We start from the raw sequence: 16,667 nt of genomic DNA, 5'->3' as shown, positions 1-16,667 counted from the left end.
AGATTCCTCTTTGACGACGTCGGTCGACGGATTGATCCTGATGATCCCGGGATGATGGTCGCGCGGTTACCGCGTGGCTTCGGCAAGCATCCCGAACACCGAGAAAACCAGCGGTTTTCGTTCCAGATTATAGGATTCGGTGTCGCGCGCGGCGCGGACGATCTTTTCCCATACCTCCGCCAGCCGTGCAAGGCGCGGCAGTTCCGCGTTGGCATCGCCGGCGCGCAGCCGCTCCGCCACCCAGCGCTCGATGCTGTCGAGGAAGCTCGCCAGCGCGACGCGGTCGCTGGTGCCGAGCGCATCACCCAGGGCATGCAGCTCGCCGGCGTCGATTCGCGGCAGGCTCGCGAGCAGCGCCGCGGTCCGGGTCTGCAGCTGCAGCCCGTCGCCGCCCAGCAGCATCAGGGTGCGCGCGACGCTGCCCTCGGAGGCCCTGGCCGCCTCGCGCAGCGCCGGCTCGGCTCCGTTCATGCCGGTGGCCTCGGCCGCGGCGCTGATGACGTCGTCGGTCGCCAAGGCCCGCAGCGCCAGCCGGCGGCAGCGCGATTTGATGGTGGCCAGCACCCGCGCCGGCGCGTGGCTGACCAGCAGGAACAGCGACTGCTGCGGCGGCTCCTCGAGGATCTTCAGCAGCGCGTTGGCGGCGTTGGGATTGAGCTCGTCGACGGTGTCGACGATGCACACCCGCCAGCCCTCGACCGCCGCCGTCGAGCCGAAGAACGAGATCGTCTCGCGGGTTTCGTCCACGGTGATGACGGTGCGCAGCACGCCCTTGTCGTTGGCCGAGCGCTCCAAGGTGAGCAGCCCGCCATGGGCCTCGGAGGCGATCAGCCGGGCCACGTGATCATCCGGGTCCACGTACAGCGAGCCGGCGGTACGTACCGCGTCCGACGCAGGATCACGGTGGGTCAGCACGAAGCGCGCCATGCGGTAGGCCAAGGTGGCCTTGCCGATGCCTTGCGGGCCGCCGATCAGCCAGGCATGCGCCATCCGGCCGCTGCGATAGGCTGACAGCAGCGCGGCCTCGGCCTCGCGATGGCCGAACAAGGCGCTGGTCTCGCGGGGATGGCGGACCGCGATCTCCGGCTCGACCTTGCGTGCGCTCATGAGGCGGCCGCCACTTCCGCGAACAGCCGCTCGCGCACGGCGTCCCAAACGAGTTGCGAGACCGTATCCGCGCTCGCCGTGGCGTCGACCAGCACGCAGCGCCGGGGATCCTCGGCGGCGATCTTGTGAAAGGCGTCGCGCAGCCCCTTGTGGAACTTGATGTCCTCGCCTTCGAACCGGTCCGGCGCGCCGCTGCCGCGCCGCGCCGCGGCTCGCTGCAGGCCGACCTCGACGGGCACGTCGAGGATCAGCGTGAGGTCCGGCTTGAGGTCGCCGATCGTGACCCGCTGCATCGCATTGAGCACATCAGGCGCGACCTTGCCCTGGCTGCCCTGGTAGGCCCGGGTCGAATCGAAGAAGCGATCGCACAACACCCAGCTTCCCTGGTTCAGCGCCGGGAGAATCACGTTGCGCACATGGTCGTCGCGTGCGGCGGCGAACAGCAGCGTCTCGGCCTCCGGCCCCAGCAGCTTGCCCATGCCCGACAGCACGAGGTGGCGCATGATCTCCGCGCCCGGCGATCCCCCGGGCTCGCGAGTCAGGACGACGCGCACACCCTCCTTCTGCAGACGGTCCGCCAACATCTTGATCTGCGTGGATTTTCCGGCGCCCTCGCCACCCTCGAAGGTGACGAATCGGCCGCGGCCCGGACCACGTTTCAAAGCTGAATCCGCCATGTCTCTAGAGCTTCTCGGCCCCGGCGCGGAACATCCCGATCACGAGCTCGCTGACCCCATCGATCGCACGCCGCATCGTGGATCCCCTGCCCACCGCCTCCGCAGCATAGACAGGGGCCTCCATGGCGATATTGGGGCCGCGCCAGACCCTGACAACCCCGACCTTCTGCCCGGGCTCGATGGGAGCCCTGACCGGGCCACTGTAGATGATGCGGGCGATCAGCTTGTCGCCGCCGTTCTTCTGCACCATGACCTTGACCGGCACCGGGCTCGACAGCTTGACCGAGCGGCTCTCGCCGCCGAACACCTTGGCGTAGCCGATCGGCTGCTCCGCCGCGAACAGGGTGCGGGTCTCGAAATTGCGGAAGCCCCATTCCAGCATCTTCTTGGCCTCGGTGGCGCGGTCCTCGGAGTCCTCCAGGCCATTGACGACCACGATCAGCCGGGTGCCGTTCTGCACGGCCGAGCCGACCATGCCGTAGCCGCCTTCCTTGGTGTAGCCGGTCTTGAGGCCGTCGGCGCCCTCCATCGCGTTCAGCAGCGGGTTGCGGTTCTGCTGCCGGATCTTGTTCCAGGTGAATTCCTTCTCGCCGAAGATCTTATAGAACTCCGGGAAATCCAGGATGATGTGCCGGGCGAGCATGGCGAGCTCGCGCACCGTCATCTTGTTGCCGGGATCCGGCAGCCCGTTGGAATTGGCGAAGGTCGATCTGGTGAGGCCGAGCTCGCGCGCCCGCTTGGTCATGTAGTCGGCGGCGAAGATCTTCTCGTTGCCGGCCATGCCCTCGGCGAGCGCAATGCAGGCGTCGTTGCCGCTCTGGATGATCGCGCCGTGCAGGAGGTCGCTCACCGACACCTTGCTGTTGAGCGCGGCGAACATCGTCGAGGTGCCGGAGGGCGCCCCGCCCCGGCGCCAGGCGTTCTCGCTGATGCGGTATTCGTCGTTGAGCTTGATCGTGCCGTCCTTGACCGCGTTGAAGACCACCTCGGCGGTCATCAGCTTCATCATGCTGGAAGGCGCCCGCAGCTCGTCCGCATTCTTCTCGAACAGCACGCTGCCGCTGTTGGCCTCCACTAGGATCGCGGTCGGCGCATCGCCGTCGAAGCCGCCATCCTCCTTGCGCGCGCCCTGGACGCTCTGGTTGGCGGCGTAGAGCACGCCGCTCCAGCCGACGGCGAACGCCGCGGCCAAGGCGATGAGCGCACGCGTCACCCGTCCGGACGTGAAACCGGAGCGACGCGGCGGTAAGGTCATGACATTCATCGGCTAAGCTCTGGAGCGCACTGAGATTCTAGCAGTTGCGGGGGGTGCAAACAACTCGGCAATCCGCGGATCCGTTCGCTGTCCCGGGATTTGCACGGCTCATCGCGCGGTGCGATACGTCCAGGGCCGGCAATCAAGCCGGCCAATCAAAAGCGAGCGATCGAGGGTGGAGACGGTGTCATCGACGCGGATCGTCAAGGCCAACGGAATCGAGCTGTTCGTGCGCGAGCAGGGCGAAGGCCCGCTCGTGGTGCTGTGCCACGGCTGGCCGGAACTGTCCTATTCGTGGCGGCACCAGATCCCTGCTCTTGCCGCTGCGGGCTATCGGGTGGTCGCGCCCGACATGCGCGGGTTCGGCCGCTCGCAGGCGCCAGCAGACATGGCCGCCTACTCCATCTTCGACACCGTCGGCGACATGGTGGCGCTGGTCCGGGCGCTCGGCGAGGACAACGCCGTCATCATCGGTCACGACTGGGGCGCGCCGGTCGCCTGGCATGCGGCGCTGTTCCGGCCGGACATGTTCACGGCTGTCGCCGGGTTGAGCGTCCCGCCGCCGTTTCGCGGCCGCAGCCGTCCCCTCGAGACGTTCCGCACCGGCGGCATCGAGAATTTCTACTGGCAGTATTTTCAGGCGCCGGGCGTTGCTGAAGCCGAGCTGGAGCGCGACGTCGCGCTGACGATGCGCACAATGCTGGCGCGCGGCTTCTCCGACCCGCAGTCGCTGTTCGTCGCGCCGGACAAGGGCTTTCTCGGCGACGTAATGCCCGATCTGCCTCTCCCGCCGTGGCTGAGCGAGGCAGATCTCGCCGAGTTCATCGCAGCCTATCGCACCTCCGGCTTTCGCGGTGGCCTGAACTGGTATCGCAACATCGACCGCAACTGGGAGCTGACCGCGCCATGGCAGGACGCCCAGATCCGCCAGCCGTCGCTGTTCATCGCGGGCAGCGCGGACGCGGTGGTGACGGGGCTGATCGGCGCCAAGCGCGTTCAGGACATGGCGCGCGTGCTACCGGATCTCCGGCGCAAGCTGATCATCGACGGCGCCGGCCACTGGATCCAGCAGGAATGCGCCGCCGAGGTGAACGCGGCGCTGATCGCGTTTCTGCGCGAGGTGGCTCCGGCTCGTTAGCGCGCGAGCGGCAGCTCCATCATGCGATGCGACGCTGTCGCGTTGTCCGCCACGTCGCGGAAGCCCAGCCGCACGTAGAACCTTATCGCGTCGTCATTCGTGGTTGCGACCGCGAGCGAAAGCACCGCGGCGCCGTGCTCCCGTGCGGCGGTGGCGACCGCCTGCATGATCTCGCGCCCGACACCCGCGTTGCGCGCGCCAGGCAGCAGCGCGAGATCCACCACGTGCCATTGTGACGCCGCGCGGTCGAGCAGCAGCCGCCCGACCGGCGCGGCGTCGCGGAGAATGATCAGCGACTGCGCCGCCGGACACTGCGCCGCATGGCTTGCGAGCTGGGCGCGATACTGCTGCGCCAGCACGAGATCGAGCATCGCCGGCGGCAGACCGGCCGCGGCGAGCTGCGCACCTTTGACGGAACCAAAGAGGTCACGCAGGAACGGCTCGTCGGCCGTCTCGGCCGACCGCAGCCGCAAGCGAACGTCCGGTGAGACGACGTCGATCCCGAGCGTCACCCCGAGCCTGCTCGGCTCAGGAGTTGTTGAATGACGGGAAGATGCCCGCATAGCAGATGCACCAGATCAGCGCCTGGGTCGGCTGCATGTTGTCGTGCGGAATGCTCTGCCCGTTCGGTGTGACCGCATTGACCGCCAGCGTCGTATTGCCCGGCGGCGCAAGGAACCCGTTGAAGCTGGGATCGATCGCCACGATGCCCACGCCCGTCCCCGGCCCTGGCGTGGCATTCGCGGCCGCCTTGCTGCCGAGCTGCAGCGTGTGGGCATGCGCGGGCATCTCGGCCGTGGTCAGAAAGGCGGTGCTGGTCCCCATCGCCTCACCGATGACGCGCGGCTGCAGACCGGGGCCGTCGCCCTGCCCGTTGGTGATCGCGCCGCTCAGATTCGGCAGGGCGAAATTGGTGGTGCCGTTGCCGCCGTAATAGGTGCCGATCAGCGCGAACAACGGCGTATACCGCTGGATCGGAAGCAACTGGCCGAAGCACGGCAGCCACGCGCTGTTGAAGCCGTCGGCTGCAAAGGTGAACGGAAAGGCCTGGATTTCGCCGACGAAGGGGTCTGACACGACGTCTCTCCTGAGGAATGCGCAATAGAGCCGATCGAACGCGAAGGCGTCAGCCCGGCGACGGGAAGATGCCGTTGATGCAGATGCAGTAATTGCCGACGACGGTCGGCATGATGTTGTTGTGAGCGACGCCCTGCCCCGACGGCCCGACGCAGGCCGCCATCACTTCGTAGGTCCCGGCGTCAGCACTGGGCGCGTAGAGATTGCCCGCTGTCGCGGTTCCCAGGAGGGTACTGGTCCCCGGCTGTGCCGTGTCGGCGACGGTGGTCGACGCCAACAAAGCGTGGCTGTGCGTGGGCATCTCGGTCGTGATCAAGGTGTGCTCGTCCTCACCGTCCAGTTGCCCCAGCACATAGGATGCGCCGCCGGGCGGCGTGCCCTGCCCGATCGGAACGCGGCCGCGCAGGTCCGGCAGATTGAAGGTCTGGACCCCGTCGCCACCAAACGTCGTCCCGATGACCGCATAGAGCGCATCATAGTTGGCGATGGACAATGCGCTTCCGTCGCAGGCGAGCCAGCCATCCGGTATGCGCGGAAAGCCAAACAGCCTGATCTCGCCGAGAAATGGGTCTGACATCCCGACATCCTTTTAAGTGCGGTGGGCGCCGCGAAGCGGGCGCGATGCGGCGGATTGCGACGATGGTGAGAAACGTGAGCGCCGAGCCGTCTCAGTTGCGCGAAGGGTAAACCCCATTCAGGGCGATCAGATAATTGATCACCAGATAGGGCTGCATGTTGTTGTGGGGCTGCCCGCCGCCGATATCGACGATGTTGGTGCTGAGCGACAGCGGCACCGCGTTCGTCCCGGCGGTGGTGAAGATCAGCTTGGGATTGTCTGGCGGGAGCTTGTTGGTCGCGAACACGTTGTTGGCCGCCGACGCTCCACGCCCAGTACCATCGTTGCTGGACGCCTGGATCGAGTGATTATGGGTCGGCATCTGCGCCGTCGTGAGCGTGACCGTGGTCTCGCCGCTGACCGTGCCAGCGGGAAACTGGCCGCTGCCGCCGGTCGAGCCGAGGATAGCCCGTCCGCGGAGATCCGGAAGTGCGAATGTCGTGACACCATTGCCGCCGTAATAGGTGCCGAGCAGGGAGAACAATGCCTGGTTCGTCTGGATCGCCAACAGCGCACCGTTGCAGAACGCCCACCCCCTCGGTGGCTGGTTTCCAGCAAATGGCATGATTTGCCCGAGCACAGGCGTAACCGGCATGCGTTCCTCCAAATGATTTTGTGCAATTCAACGAGAAAAGAAAGCGCGTCACGACGAACGTGGACAACCGACGCGTCCAGTATTCGTCGTGTGCAATTCGAAAGTGTCACGCATCCAACGGGAACAGTCAAGCATGAACCCGCAGGGGATGTGGGGGCGTTTCGCGAGACCTGCGCCGAATCAGCACGCGGAAAGGTCGCAGTGTTGCGGGCGCGCAACTGGCTTCGAGAAAGGCGGCGCGCGTGCAGCGGTTCCGTGCATCACTGGCTTGCGGCACAGGGCAAACAAAGCTTAATCAACGGTAAGTTTTCGGTAATCTTTATTGCAGTCGCAAAATATTTGGGACCGCGGCCGGGGTCGACCCGCGGTCTCGGGGAAGCGCAGGGGCAAGGTGCACCTTTTCTCGGTCATGATTGGCGCGTGGAAGACGTCGTTCCAGCGATTTCTGACTCGCTGGTCGTCGGCCGTCAGCAACGTAAGAACGTTGGCGGTGACGACCTTTGTCGTTCTCGCGGCCATGGGCGCGTCGATCTCATCGGCGCAGGCGGTCTGCGATCTGACCGTCAATTCGACCACCGGGGCCACGATCACGTTCAATTCCGTGTCACAGGTCTATCACCTGTGTCTCACCGTGGTGGGCACTCCCAACACCGGAGACGATGCCGTTGTCTACGGCTTGTACTCCGTATCCGGCACGAATGCGAACACCCAGCTGCCCATCGCCGGCACGAGCTCGAGTGCCTATTCCGACTACAGCCCGACCACGAGCAAGGCCAATTACACCCTGCATCCAAGCAGTGGAAACGACAATGGGCAGAGTGCGAATACCGGTCAGGCTCAGATCAACATCACTCTGAACAGCCTGACGGGCGGCGGTCAGGATACGATCACGCTGTTTTATGCGTCAGACTGTAGCGACTTTCTCGTAACCTGCTCAGGCTCCGGAACGGCGCTCACCTCTTGGACCATTACCGTCAACCTGCCCGGCCCCACCGCGACACAGTCCATCGCGTCGAAAGCGCTGACCGTCAACACCGCGACGACCTCGTTCACGCCGGTCATCGGATCCGGCGGCACCGCGCCGCTCAGCTATGGCATCGCGCCGTCGCTGCCGACCGGTCTTTCGTTCAACACGTCCACGGGTGCGATCACCGGCACGCCCACGATCACCAGCACCGCGACCACCTATACGGTCACCGTCACCGATGCCAACAGCGCCACCGCCAGCAACACGTTCAGCCTGACGGTCAACGGCGCCGTCACGGCGACGCAGGCGGTCGCCTCGAAGACGCTGACGCAGAATCACGCGACGACCTCGTTCACACCGGTCACCGGCGGCGGCGGCACGACGCCCTACACCTATAGCATCTTGCCGTCGCTGCCCTCCGGTCTCTCGCTCAATGCGTCGACCGGCGCGATCACGGGCACGCCGACGGCCACGAGCGGATCGACGACGTACACCGTCACCGTCACGGACGCGAACAGCGCGACGGCCTCGAACACGTTCAGTCTCGCCGTCAACGCGGCCGTGACCGCGACCCAGTCGGTCGCATCGAAGATATTGACGCAGAATGCGGCGGCGACCTCCTTCACGCCCGTGACCGGCGGCAACGGCACCCCGCCGCTCACCTACGGCGTGTCGCCGACGCTGCCCTCGGGCCTCTCGCTCGACACCAACACCGGCGCGATCACGGGCACGCCGACCGTGAGCAGCGGTGCAACCACCTATACGGTCACCGTCACCGACGCCAACAGCGCCACGGCCAGCAATACCTTCAGCCTCACGGTGAACACCGCCGTCACCGCGACGCAGTCGGTGAGCTCGGCCACCGTCACCGTGAACACGGCCATCACGCCATTCACGCCGGTCACCGGCGGCGGCGGCACGACGCCGCGGGCCTATGCGATCGCGCCGACCTTGCCGACCGGTCTCAGCTTCAACACCAGCACCGGCCAGGTCAGCGGCACGCCGACCGTGACCAGCAGCACGACCACCTATACGGTGACCGTGACGGATGCCAACAACGGGACCGCCACCAACACCTTCCAGCTGACCGTCAATGGTCCCGTGAGCGCGACGCAGGCGATCGCCTCCAAGACGCTGACGCAGAACGCTGCGGCAACGTCGTTCACGCCGGTCACCGGATCGGGCGGCACGCCACCGCTCTCCTACGCCGTTGCCCCCGGTCTGCCGACGGGCCTGACGCTCAACACCTCGAGCGGCGCGATCACGGGCACGCCAACCGTGACCAGCGGCGCGACCACCTACACGGTCACGGTGACCGACGCCAACAGCGCCACGGCCAGCAACACGTTCAGCCTCACGGTGAACAGCGCGGTGACCGCGACGCAGGCGGTCGCCTCGCGGACCTTCACCGCCAACCAGGCGATCACCGCCTTCACGCCGGTCACCGGCGGCGGCGGCACGGCGCCCCTGGGCTACACGATCTCGCCGAGCCTGCCGGCCGGGCTGAGCATCAGCCCATCCACCGGTGCGATCTCGGGCACGCCCTCGACCAGCGCGGCGACGGCGACCTACACCGTGACCGTCACCGACACCAACAACGGGACCGCGACCAACACCTTCAGCCTGACCGTCAACGGCGCCGTCAGCGCGACGCAGTCGATCGCGGCGAAGTCCCTGACCGTGAATGTCGCCGCGACATCCTTCACCCCGGTGACCGGGGGCGGCGGCACCTCGCCGCTCACCTATGGCATCGCACCGGCGCTGCCCGCCGGCCTCAGCTTCAACACCTCGACGGGTGCCATTACGGGCACACCGACCGCGATCAGCACCGCCGCCACCTATACGGTCACGGTGAGCGACGCCAACAGCGCCAGCGCCAGCAACACGTTCAGCCTCACGATCAATGGCGCGGTGACCGCGACGCAGGCCATCGCGTCCAAAGGCCTGACCGTGAATACACCGGTGGCGTCCTTCACGCCGGTGACCGGAGCCGGGGGCACGTCGCCGCTGAGCTATGGCATCGCGCCGGCGCTGCCCGCAGGCCTCACCTTCAATACGTCGTCGGGCGCGATCACGGGCACGCCGACGGCGACCAGCGGCGCCACGACCTATACGGTCACGGTGACCGACGCCAACAGTGCCACGGCGACCAATACGTTCAGCCTGGCGGTCAACGGCGCCGTCAGCGCGACCCAGGCGATCGCGTCGACGACGCTGACCGCGAACCACGCCGTCACGCCGTTCACGCCGGTCACGGGCGGCGGCGGCACCGCGCCGCTCACCTATTCCGTCGCGCCGGCGCTCCCGGCCGGACTGTCTCTCAATACGGCGAACGGCAGCATTTCCGGAACGCCCACGGTGACCATTGCCGCGACGACCTTCACCGTGACCGTGACCGACGCCGCCAACGCGACCGCGACCAACACATTCAGCCTGACCATCAATGGTGCGGTGACGGCGACGACGGCCGTGCCGTCCAGCTCGCTGCCGATCAACCAGGCTGTGACGCCATTCACGCCTGTGACGGGCTCGGGTGGTACGGGCGCGCTGGTCTTTGCCGTTTCGCCGGCCCTGCCGGCCGGCCTCAGCTTCAACACGACCAATGGCCAGATCACCGGCACGCCGACGGCGCCGGCGGCAATGACCACGTATACCGTGACCGTGACCGACACCAACAGTGCCTCGGCCAATGCCACCTTCAATCTGTCGGTAGGCCAGCTGGTCACGACCGTCGCGCTGACCTCGTCGCAGAATCCGAGCCAGTTCGGCCAGCCCGTGACGTTCACGGCCACCGTTTCAGCGTCGGGCGGCACGCCGACCGGCACGGTCACCTTCAACGACAACGGCTCGCCGATCGGCACGGTGACACTGGCTGGAGGCGTCGCGACCTTCGCCACCTCGACGCTCGCCGTCGGCAGCCACACGATCACCGCAAGCTATGCCGGCAGCGCGCTGTTTACCGCGAGCACATCGCCTGCCCTCGCCCAGACCGTCAACGTGCCCGTCGACAGTGTGCGGCTGCGCTCGCTGCAGCAGACCGTCAGCAAGCTGGTGGCGCAGAACTCGGGACAGGCGATCTCCGGCGCGATCGATGACGCGATTGCCGACGGCTTCAGTGATGGCGGTCCGTTCATGTCGCCGGGCAACATGCGCATGCGCTTCAACTTCTCAGCCGATCCACGCGACCAGGACGAGCCGGCGCCGACCTCGGACCGTGCCGCGGCCGGCGGGAGCGACGCCTATTCCTCCATGCTGCCCGGCCGGGAGCCGCCGCGCGGCCGCAGCCGCGGGCGTGTCGACGATGCCTTCGCGGCCATCGACCGGGGCGACAAAAAGCAGGCTGCGCCGAGATGGCACGAGCAGAAGGAGTGGCTGCTGTGGGCTGATGTCCGCGGCACCGGTGTCGATCGCTTCGGCACGACCAACAATGGCGGCATCACCCAGGCCAACCAGGTCTCGCTGTACGGCCAGCAGCTCAACGCGATGATGGGGCTGACCTACCGGGCGACGCCGAGCTTCCTGGTCGGCGTGCTCGGCGGCTACGAGACGTTCAGCTACACCCAGCAGGAGATCAACGGAAAGCTCAAGGGCGATGGCTGGACCACCGGCGCCTATCTCGGCTGGAAGATCGTCCCCACCCTGCGCTTCGACGCCGCCGTCGCCTATTCCGGCATCGGCTATGACGGCAGCGCGGGGACGGCCCAGGGCAATTTCAGCGGTCAGCGCTGGATGCTGTCGACCGGCCTGACCGGCAGCTACAAATTGGCCGGCGTGGTGCTCGAGCCCTCGACCAAGGTCTATGCGCTGTGGGAGCATCAGAACGCCTACACCGACTCGCTGGGCACGCGGCAGGGAACGAATGACTTCGCCAGCGGCCGCGCCTCCGGCGGCCTGCGTGCCGCTTACCCGGTCGCTTGGCTCGACAGCGGCGTGCTGCTGACCCCGTTCCTCGGCATGTACGGCGACTACTACTTCACCAAGGAGGACGCCAACACGCTGGCCGCCGGCGCGCTCGCCTCGACGCCGCTGCTGCAGGGCTGGTCGGCCCGGTTCACCGGCGGGCTCGGCATCCAGACGGAGGGTGGTGCCGGCGTCGGCCTCGGTGCCGAGTATGGCGGGATCGGCGGCAACACCCGGGTCTGGACCTTCTCGGCCAGGGCGCGCGTGCCATTCACCGCCCGATAGGCCCCTCCCGGCAGGACTTTTCCCAACAGGACTTTTCGCAACAGGTCTTTTCGCAAAAGGTCTTGGCGGCTCGGTCGAATCGAAACCGCCCCGGCGAGGGACGGCTGGTTCGACGTGCGAGATCGTATTCCGTGAGCGTATTGCGTGATCAGTACAGGCCGCGGCCGCCGAGGATCTCGCGGGCCTCATCCGCGCCGTCGTATGCGCTGGTCGGCGTCACGTAACGGCCGGCCTGATCGTAGGACACGGCACGCGGATTATCGAGGCTGCGTCCGCGGCTCCGGCTGGAGGCCGACATCTCCGACGTCGCCGCGACCGACGCCAGGTCGGCGGAGGTGTTGCCGAGTGTGTAGGGACGCCCCTCGGGCAGCGGGACTTCGCCGCGAATCGGACGACCTGCGCCAATCTCGGGAACGAACGGCTTGGCGGAGGCGACACGGACCAGGGACGGCGCCGGCGCCGGGATGCCGGTGCGCAGGGTCGCCATCAGCTGGGTATCGTCGGACCCTTCGAGAGGCGCACGGCCGACATATTCGACGCGGACGCGGGCGATGCCGCTGCCCTTGAACTCGAGCAGATCGGCGGCCTTGTTGGAGACGTCGATCAGCCGGTTGCCGTGGTACGGGCCGCGATCGTTGATGCGGACGATGAGCGATTTGCCGTTGGCGAGATTGGTGACGCGGGCATAGCTCGGCAGCGGCAAGGTCGGATGGGCGGCCGTCAGCGACGTCATGTCGAAGACCTCGCCATTGGCGGTCAGCCGGCCGTGAAAATCATCGCCATACCAGGAGGCCAAGCCCTCGGCGCGGTAGTTGGTGTCCTCTTCGGGAACATAGGTCTTTCCGGCCACGGTATAGGGCTTGCCGACGCGGTAGACGCCGCCGCCCTTCGGCACCGGCTCGCCGAATCCGACGACGCGCGGGCTCGACGATACGCCGTATTTCGGATCGACCTTGCTGGCGAACTTGTTGGACGAGGCGCAGTTCGCGACCATCAGGCAGGCGAGGACGGCGACGGCACTGCGCACCGCTCTCTCGACCGGATCTGTTTGACCAATCCCCATCGACCCCAATTACCAATGAGCCGGTCGCAGCCGAGCCATCCCATCAGGCCCCCGCGTCCCGGCTTGTCCCCGAGTCGCATCCCCGCAACTCAATACACAAGGATAACGCAACCCGAACACGGCGGAAATGGGGTGGGCCCCGCCGTGGTTAACCGGAGCTTTCCAGCGGTTGTGACGCGGACGATGGCCGCCCAGGCGTGCACTCCGCTGCGCCACTGTGTTGCGAGTGCACCTTTTTGGACACATATGTTGCGTGAAATCCTCACTTGGGAGTGTTCTCATTTCGCGGGACCTGAATCATTTTGACTGTGCGGGGCTGCACGTCGTTTGCTTCACGTGGGGCGCAACAGGGTGTGTTCGCTATGATCGAAGCAATGACGGCAGTGATGGGCTTGGTTGGCGCCGGGATCTTCCTTGCTCATGCGTTTGAAGGGGTCCGCTCGCGGGCCTGATTCCGGACGGATCGGACAGCCGACGCCATGGTCGGCTCTCGTCCGCTTCGATGTTTGCGTCCGCTTTAATAACGACACTTCAGGAGCATCCCTGAAGCCGGAAGTTTCGACCAGAAGATCATCCAGACCGTTCGTCGCCCGGCCCTTGGTTTTCTCCGGCCGGTGTGAGATCGGACCGGTAGCGCAGCCGCAGCAGGTGGCCCATGCGACACCAAGATCTACGACATCAAGCGTTGCGACATCAGGACTTGCTCTCGGGCAGCTTTCTCGCCCTGGCAGCGCTGAGCACCGCAGTCTTGTGCTCCGGCCTGATGGCCTTTGCGCTCAGGTGAGCGTGGGCTTTGAGCTGAGGCCGTCCTGGCAGGCGTGAATGCGCCGTTGACGAGCCGCAAGCCCGCACCCTAAACAAGGATCGCGTCGATCCCGCCCCGCCGTGGCGTGGACGTCGCTGACGTCCCGGAGACGACGCCGGATGGAAGGGTGGCCGAGTGGTTTAAGGCACCGGTCTTGAAAACCGGCGTGCCCGCAAGGGTACCGTGGGTTCGAATCCCACCCCTTCCGCCAGGTCAAGTACGGCCTGAATCGCTCCTTCAGCCTTACAACCTCTCTGCATTACAGAGGCTCCTATTGGGGTAGGTGACGTGGGCAATCCCCGACTCCAGGGCGGGCGCTTGCCCACACGAAACAAATCCGGACCGCGGGATGGAACCCGCTCCAGGGAACGTAAGCGTCATATCACCACGGTCCTTTTCCGGCCTACGATCTCCCATATATCCGGGAAGTATGGTCCAAGCTCGGAGAGACTAGATGGAGACCTTGAGTTCAAGTTCGTGCAGCCAGCGGACCTTAGGCTCAAATTGACATGGCGTATTTGTTAGATTTATCAATATCTTAATGGTGCCATTTACCAAACTTCTCGGCCGAGCACCTCTGAGTGTGCACGACTTGCAGACCGCCATTTCGTGCAATACTCCTTATAGGCTCTCAAGCAAAAGGCTCTCTAGTATGGCTTACCCTGTTATCACTCCGCCGGGGTCTCTTGCGGAGGCAATTGCCACTGTTGCAACTCTATCAGATGCTGACTTCGAAGCCCTGCTGACTGCAACTTCGACGCCGCGCTCATTCTCTTTAAGCGATGCTCAAGTCGAAGTTCTAAAGAAGCAAATTCCGCTACTTGAGAATAACATTCCTTATGTCCTCAGTGCATTGTCTTTTCTGTATTCGAAAGTGGATGGACTTCGCAAGTCAAGTGGCACCGACGTCGTGGGTCATCTCCTCGAAGAGTTGGATTTAGAAGAGCCCGAGATAGTCGAGAGCCTGAGGCCACGACTAGAACAACTGCTGCGCGAAAATATCGGGTACAATAAGTATCGAAAAGTAAGGCGACTTCGAACCGGGCTTCTCCCGAACGCAGTCAGCTTTCGGACCATGCTCGATTTGAGGCCCGACTTCGGCGACGGCGACGAACTTGAGTTTCGTGGCTGGGTCAGGATAATTCAATTTAGAGTTACAACTGATTCTGACGATCCCTCTAAACGGGAGTTCGTTTTTCAACTCGATGATGATTCTCTGCCGCAACTCATCAAGGCTATAGATCGCTTGAAACGAAAGCTTGAAGCGATCGAGCAGAATGATGACATTGCCGCCAGCATTTTAGAAAATAGCCAATGAACACCCACGTGCTTCTCCGCGATTTTCCGGCGAACGATGTTGAAGAACTGGGGCTATCCCAAGTCGAACGGCTGACGCGCGACATAGATTTCAAGCCGATTTCCGATCGCATCAAAGGTGGGAAGTCCGGTGGCGTGTGGGTTCTTGAAAGCGACTCGCGTATTTTTAGAGTTTCAGTGCGCCGCCGCACGAAGCGTGCGTTGCCCCTCGTTTGGAAAATTAAAGATCGCCAGACTGATGTTCGAGTGCCAAGTCGACCTCAGAGCGCACCAACTGACGCGGAGCCACGCCAGGGGCAATTATCTCTACAGAGCAAAGCCTTCCATCCAAGCACCAAGCTGCTTTCAATTTGGCGCACAAACATTAGCGATCTTGCCCGCGAAGGGGGGCGCAAGAATGTTGAGTTGAGAATGGCAGGCGCAGCCGATTTCGAGTTGGCACGTGAATTCATCTCGTCCTTAGAAGCAGTTATTGGTGCGCTCGCTCAATATCTCCGTTATGAGGAGCATCCTCAGACTACGATCACGAATGGCACTCGATTTGCCGCGTCATTTCAGGTTGCTCTTTGCGAAGAATTCAAGATCATTCCTGATCAAGCCTACGAGTTTCTTCGGCTGCTTAACTGTGAGCTACGCGCTGCATTCGACGCTGGGTGGGAAGTGGCCGGCAGTTGGGGTAAGATCGAGACAAGTCGCACAGGCGACCTCCAATACACACTCGCGCCCGTTGATGACATGAAAGATCCCAGCTTCGTTGAAGGTACAGATGAGGAATTGTGACTGAGATATTCCGATATATCCAGCTATCGGACCTCCACCTTTGCGTTGAGGATTCTCGCCACAATGTTCATTCATTACATCGACGAAACCTTCGAACTTTTCTTGATACAAATAGCCAAGCGGGACGACAGAGACTGGAGAAGGGCTGGCTGTCACTACTGAAGCCGGCCAGCTACGCACCCAAGATTGTGAACGGCGCCGCGCGCTTTTGTTTTCGATATAAAGCGATCATTGATGGGATAATCATCACTGGTGATTTGGCTACTACGGGGCGGGTGATCGATCTACAGGTTGCAGAGAAGTTTGTGGCCGCTCCGAGCGTGGTTGGCGCTCACATTGACCAGCAGACTGCGACAATAGGGTCGGTTGCTAGACCCATTCACCTATTTCCTGGGAATCACGATCGTTACGTCAATGACGCGGGCACGCCCAACTCGCCCAATTTTCAGCTCAAGTTCCTCCGCTACATGGACCATTTTGATCCGAAGGATGGCGTTGGCTACTGGATAAAGCGCAAGAACATGCAGCGGATTGCGTTTGTATATGCAGATTACACGCTTCAATCTCGTCACGATGCCTCAAGCCCGCTCAATGCTTATGGCCAGGGTCGTGTGTACTCAAATACGTTGAGCGCAACCGAACTACTTACTCGGGCCATTCAAAATCGCTATTCGAACACATCGATCGTTTGGCTGATTCACTTTGCGCCGTTTGATTGTGGAAGGACGCTAGAGCTAATTGATTGGACCATGATCACTCAGGCTGCTCAAAGACTCGGTGTAATCGCAACACTGTGCGGACACACGCACGACCCCCTAAAGATCTCTAGTGGTCTGCACACAATTTACTGCGCAGGCTCTGCGGGGTGCATAGATCGAGAATACGACTCTAACATTCATATGTTTGAGTTTGAGATCGGAAGATACATTGTTATCAGGCGACGCAACTTTACCTGGTCGAACCGAGATCAAGATTTCGTTGAGGTGCGGCCTGATTAAGTAGTTGGAGACGAGGCGCGGGCTAAGCAACCACGCTTCGCATATGCGCTTATTGCTGCTGGGCGCAGGTCGACAAACCGCTTCATC

General features: G+C 63.8%; 13 protein-coding genes and 1 tRNA gene. 6 read left to right on the top strand and 8 right to left on the bottom strand.

Annotation, left to right across the window (positions count from 1 at the left end; translation table 11 throughout):
• Positions 1–66: 66 nt before the first annotated feature.
• From ACQR1X_RS09875 to ACQR1X_RS09865, 3 genes are read right to left on the bottom strand one after another with little or no spacing between them, the layout of a single operon-like run.
• A complete protein-coding gene (locus ACQR1X_RS09875; RefSeq protein WP_316178745.1) occupies positions 67–1,107 on the bottom strand; it encodes a DNA polymerase III subunit delta' in 1,041 nt (346 codons plus the stop codon).
• Positions 1,104–1,784, bottom strand: coding sequence for a dTMP kinase (gene tmk, locus ACQR1X_RS09870; protein ID WP_315799977.1), 681 nt, complete (start codon positions 1,782–1,784; stop codon positions 1,104–1,106). The genes ACQR1X_RS09875 and tmk overlap by 4 nt, the downstream gene beginning before the upstream one ends.
• Before the next feature lie 4 nt (positions 1,785–1,788).
• Complete coding sequence (locus tag ACQR1X_RS09865) at positions 1,789–3,048, bottom strand: D-alanyl-D-alanine carboxypeptidase family protein (protein ID WP_316178747.1); 1,260 nt, start codon at positions 3,046–3,048, stop codon at positions 1,789–1,791.
• Positions 3,049–3,223: 175 nt separating this feature from the next.
• Here ACQR1X_RS09865 and ACQR1X_RS09860 point away from each other — a divergent pair, with 175 nt between their 5' ends.
• Positions 3,224–4,177: an alpha/beta fold hydrolase gene (locus ACQR1X_RS09860; RefSeq protein ID WP_434898729.1), complete on the top strand. Its 954-nt coding sequence runs from the start codon at positions 3,224–3,226 to the stop codon at positions 4,175–4,177.
• Here the strand turns inward: ACQR1X_RS09860 and ACQR1X_RS09855 are convergent.
• From ACQR1X_RS09855 to ACQR1X_RS09840, 4 genes are all read right to left on the bottom strand, one after another.
• The gene (locus tag ACQR1X_RS09855; RefSeq protein ID WP_434898728.1) at positions 4,174–4,689 is read right to left on the bottom strand and encodes a GNAT family N-acetyltransferase; all 516 of its coding nucleotides are present in this window, start codon (positions 4,687–4,689) and stop codon (positions 4,174–4,176) included. The genes ACQR1X_RS09860 and ACQR1X_RS09855 overlap by 4 nt on opposite strands.
• Before the next feature lie 16 nt (positions 4,690–4,705).
• Positions 4,706–5,254: a phage tail protein gene (locus tag ACQR1X_RS09850; protein ID WP_316215806.1), complete on the bottom strand. Its 549-nt coding sequence runs from the start codon at positions 5,252–5,254 to the stop codon at positions 4,706–4,708.
• Positions 5,255–5,303: 49 nt separating this feature from the next.
• A complete protein-coding gene (locus ACQR1X_RS09845) occupies positions 5,304–5,831 on the bottom strand; it encodes a phage tail protein (RefSeq protein WP_316236489.1) in 528 nt (175 codons plus the stop codon).
• Positions 5,832–5,922: 91 nt separating this feature from the next.
• Positions 5,923–6,465 carry a phage tail protein gene (locus tag ACQR1X_RS09840; protein WP_434898727.1) on the bottom strand — a complete coding sequence of 181 codons (543 nt, stop codon included), beginning with the start codon at positions 6,463–6,465 and terminating at the stop codon, positions 5,923–5,925.
• Between the two features lie 490 nt (positions 6,466–6,955).
• Between ACQR1X_RS09840 and ACQR1X_RS09835 the strand changes: the two genes are divergently transcribed.
• Complete coding sequence (locus ACQR1X_RS09835) at positions 6,956–11,617, top strand: putative Ig domain-containing protein (RefSeq protein ID WP_434898726.1); 4,662 nt, start codon at positions 6,956–6,958, stop codon at positions 11,615–11,617.
• A 148-nt stretch (positions 11,618–11,765) separates the two neighbouring features.
• Here ACQR1X_RS09835 and ACQR1X_RS09830 read toward each other — a convergent pair whose 3' ends face one another.
• Positions 11,766–12,680 carry a septal ring lytic transglycosylase RlpA family protein gene (locus ACQR1X_RS09830; RefSeq protein WP_315799985.1) on the bottom strand — a complete coding sequence of 305 codons (915 nt, stop codon included), beginning with the start codon at positions 12,678–12,680 and terminating at the stop codon, positions 11,766–11,768.
• A 926-nt stretch (positions 12,681–13,606) separates the two neighbouring features.
• Between ACQR1X_RS09830 and ACQR1X_RS09825 the strand changes: the two genes are divergently transcribed.
• The 4 genes from ACQR1X_RS09825 (at position 13,607) to ACQR1X_RS09810 (ending at position 16,580) form a co-directional block, all read left to right on the top strand.
• Positions 13,607–13,696: transfer RNA gene (locus tag ACQR1X_RS09825), tRNA-Ser, on the top strand.
• A gap of 441 nt (positions 13,697–14,137) precedes the next feature.
• Positions 14,138–14,803: a hypothetical protein gene (locus tag ACQR1X_RS09820; protein ID WP_434898725.1), complete on the top strand. Its 666-nt coding sequence runs from the start codon at positions 14,138–14,140 to the stop codon at positions 14,801–14,803.
• On the top strand, positions 14,800–15,582 hold the full coding sequence (locus ACQR1X_RS09815) for a hypothetical protein (protein WP_434898724.1): 783 nt from the start codon (positions 14,800–14,802) through the stop codon (positions 15,580–15,582). Before ACQR1X_RS09820 ends, ACQR1X_RS09815 begins: the two co-directional genes overlap by 4 nt.
• The gene (locus tag ACQR1X_RS09810; RefSeq protein ID WP_434898723.1) at positions 15,579–16,580 is read left to right on the top strand and encodes a metallophosphoesterase; all 1,002 of its coding nucleotides are present in this window, start codon (positions 15,579–15,581) and stop codon (positions 16,578–16,580) included. The genes ACQR1X_RS09815 and ACQR1X_RS09810 overlap by 4 nt, the downstream gene beginning before the upstream one ends.
• Positions 16,581–16,667 lie beyond the last annotated feature (87 nt).

The organism is Bradyrhizobium sp. HKCCYLRH3073, from assembly GCF_051167995.1.
In the GTDB taxonomy this organism is placed as follows: domain Bacteria; phylum Pseudomonadota; class Alphaproteobacteria; order Rhizobiales; family Xanthobacteraceae; genus Bradyrhizobium.
This window is presented reverse-complemented; position numbering and strand designations above follow the sequence as displayed.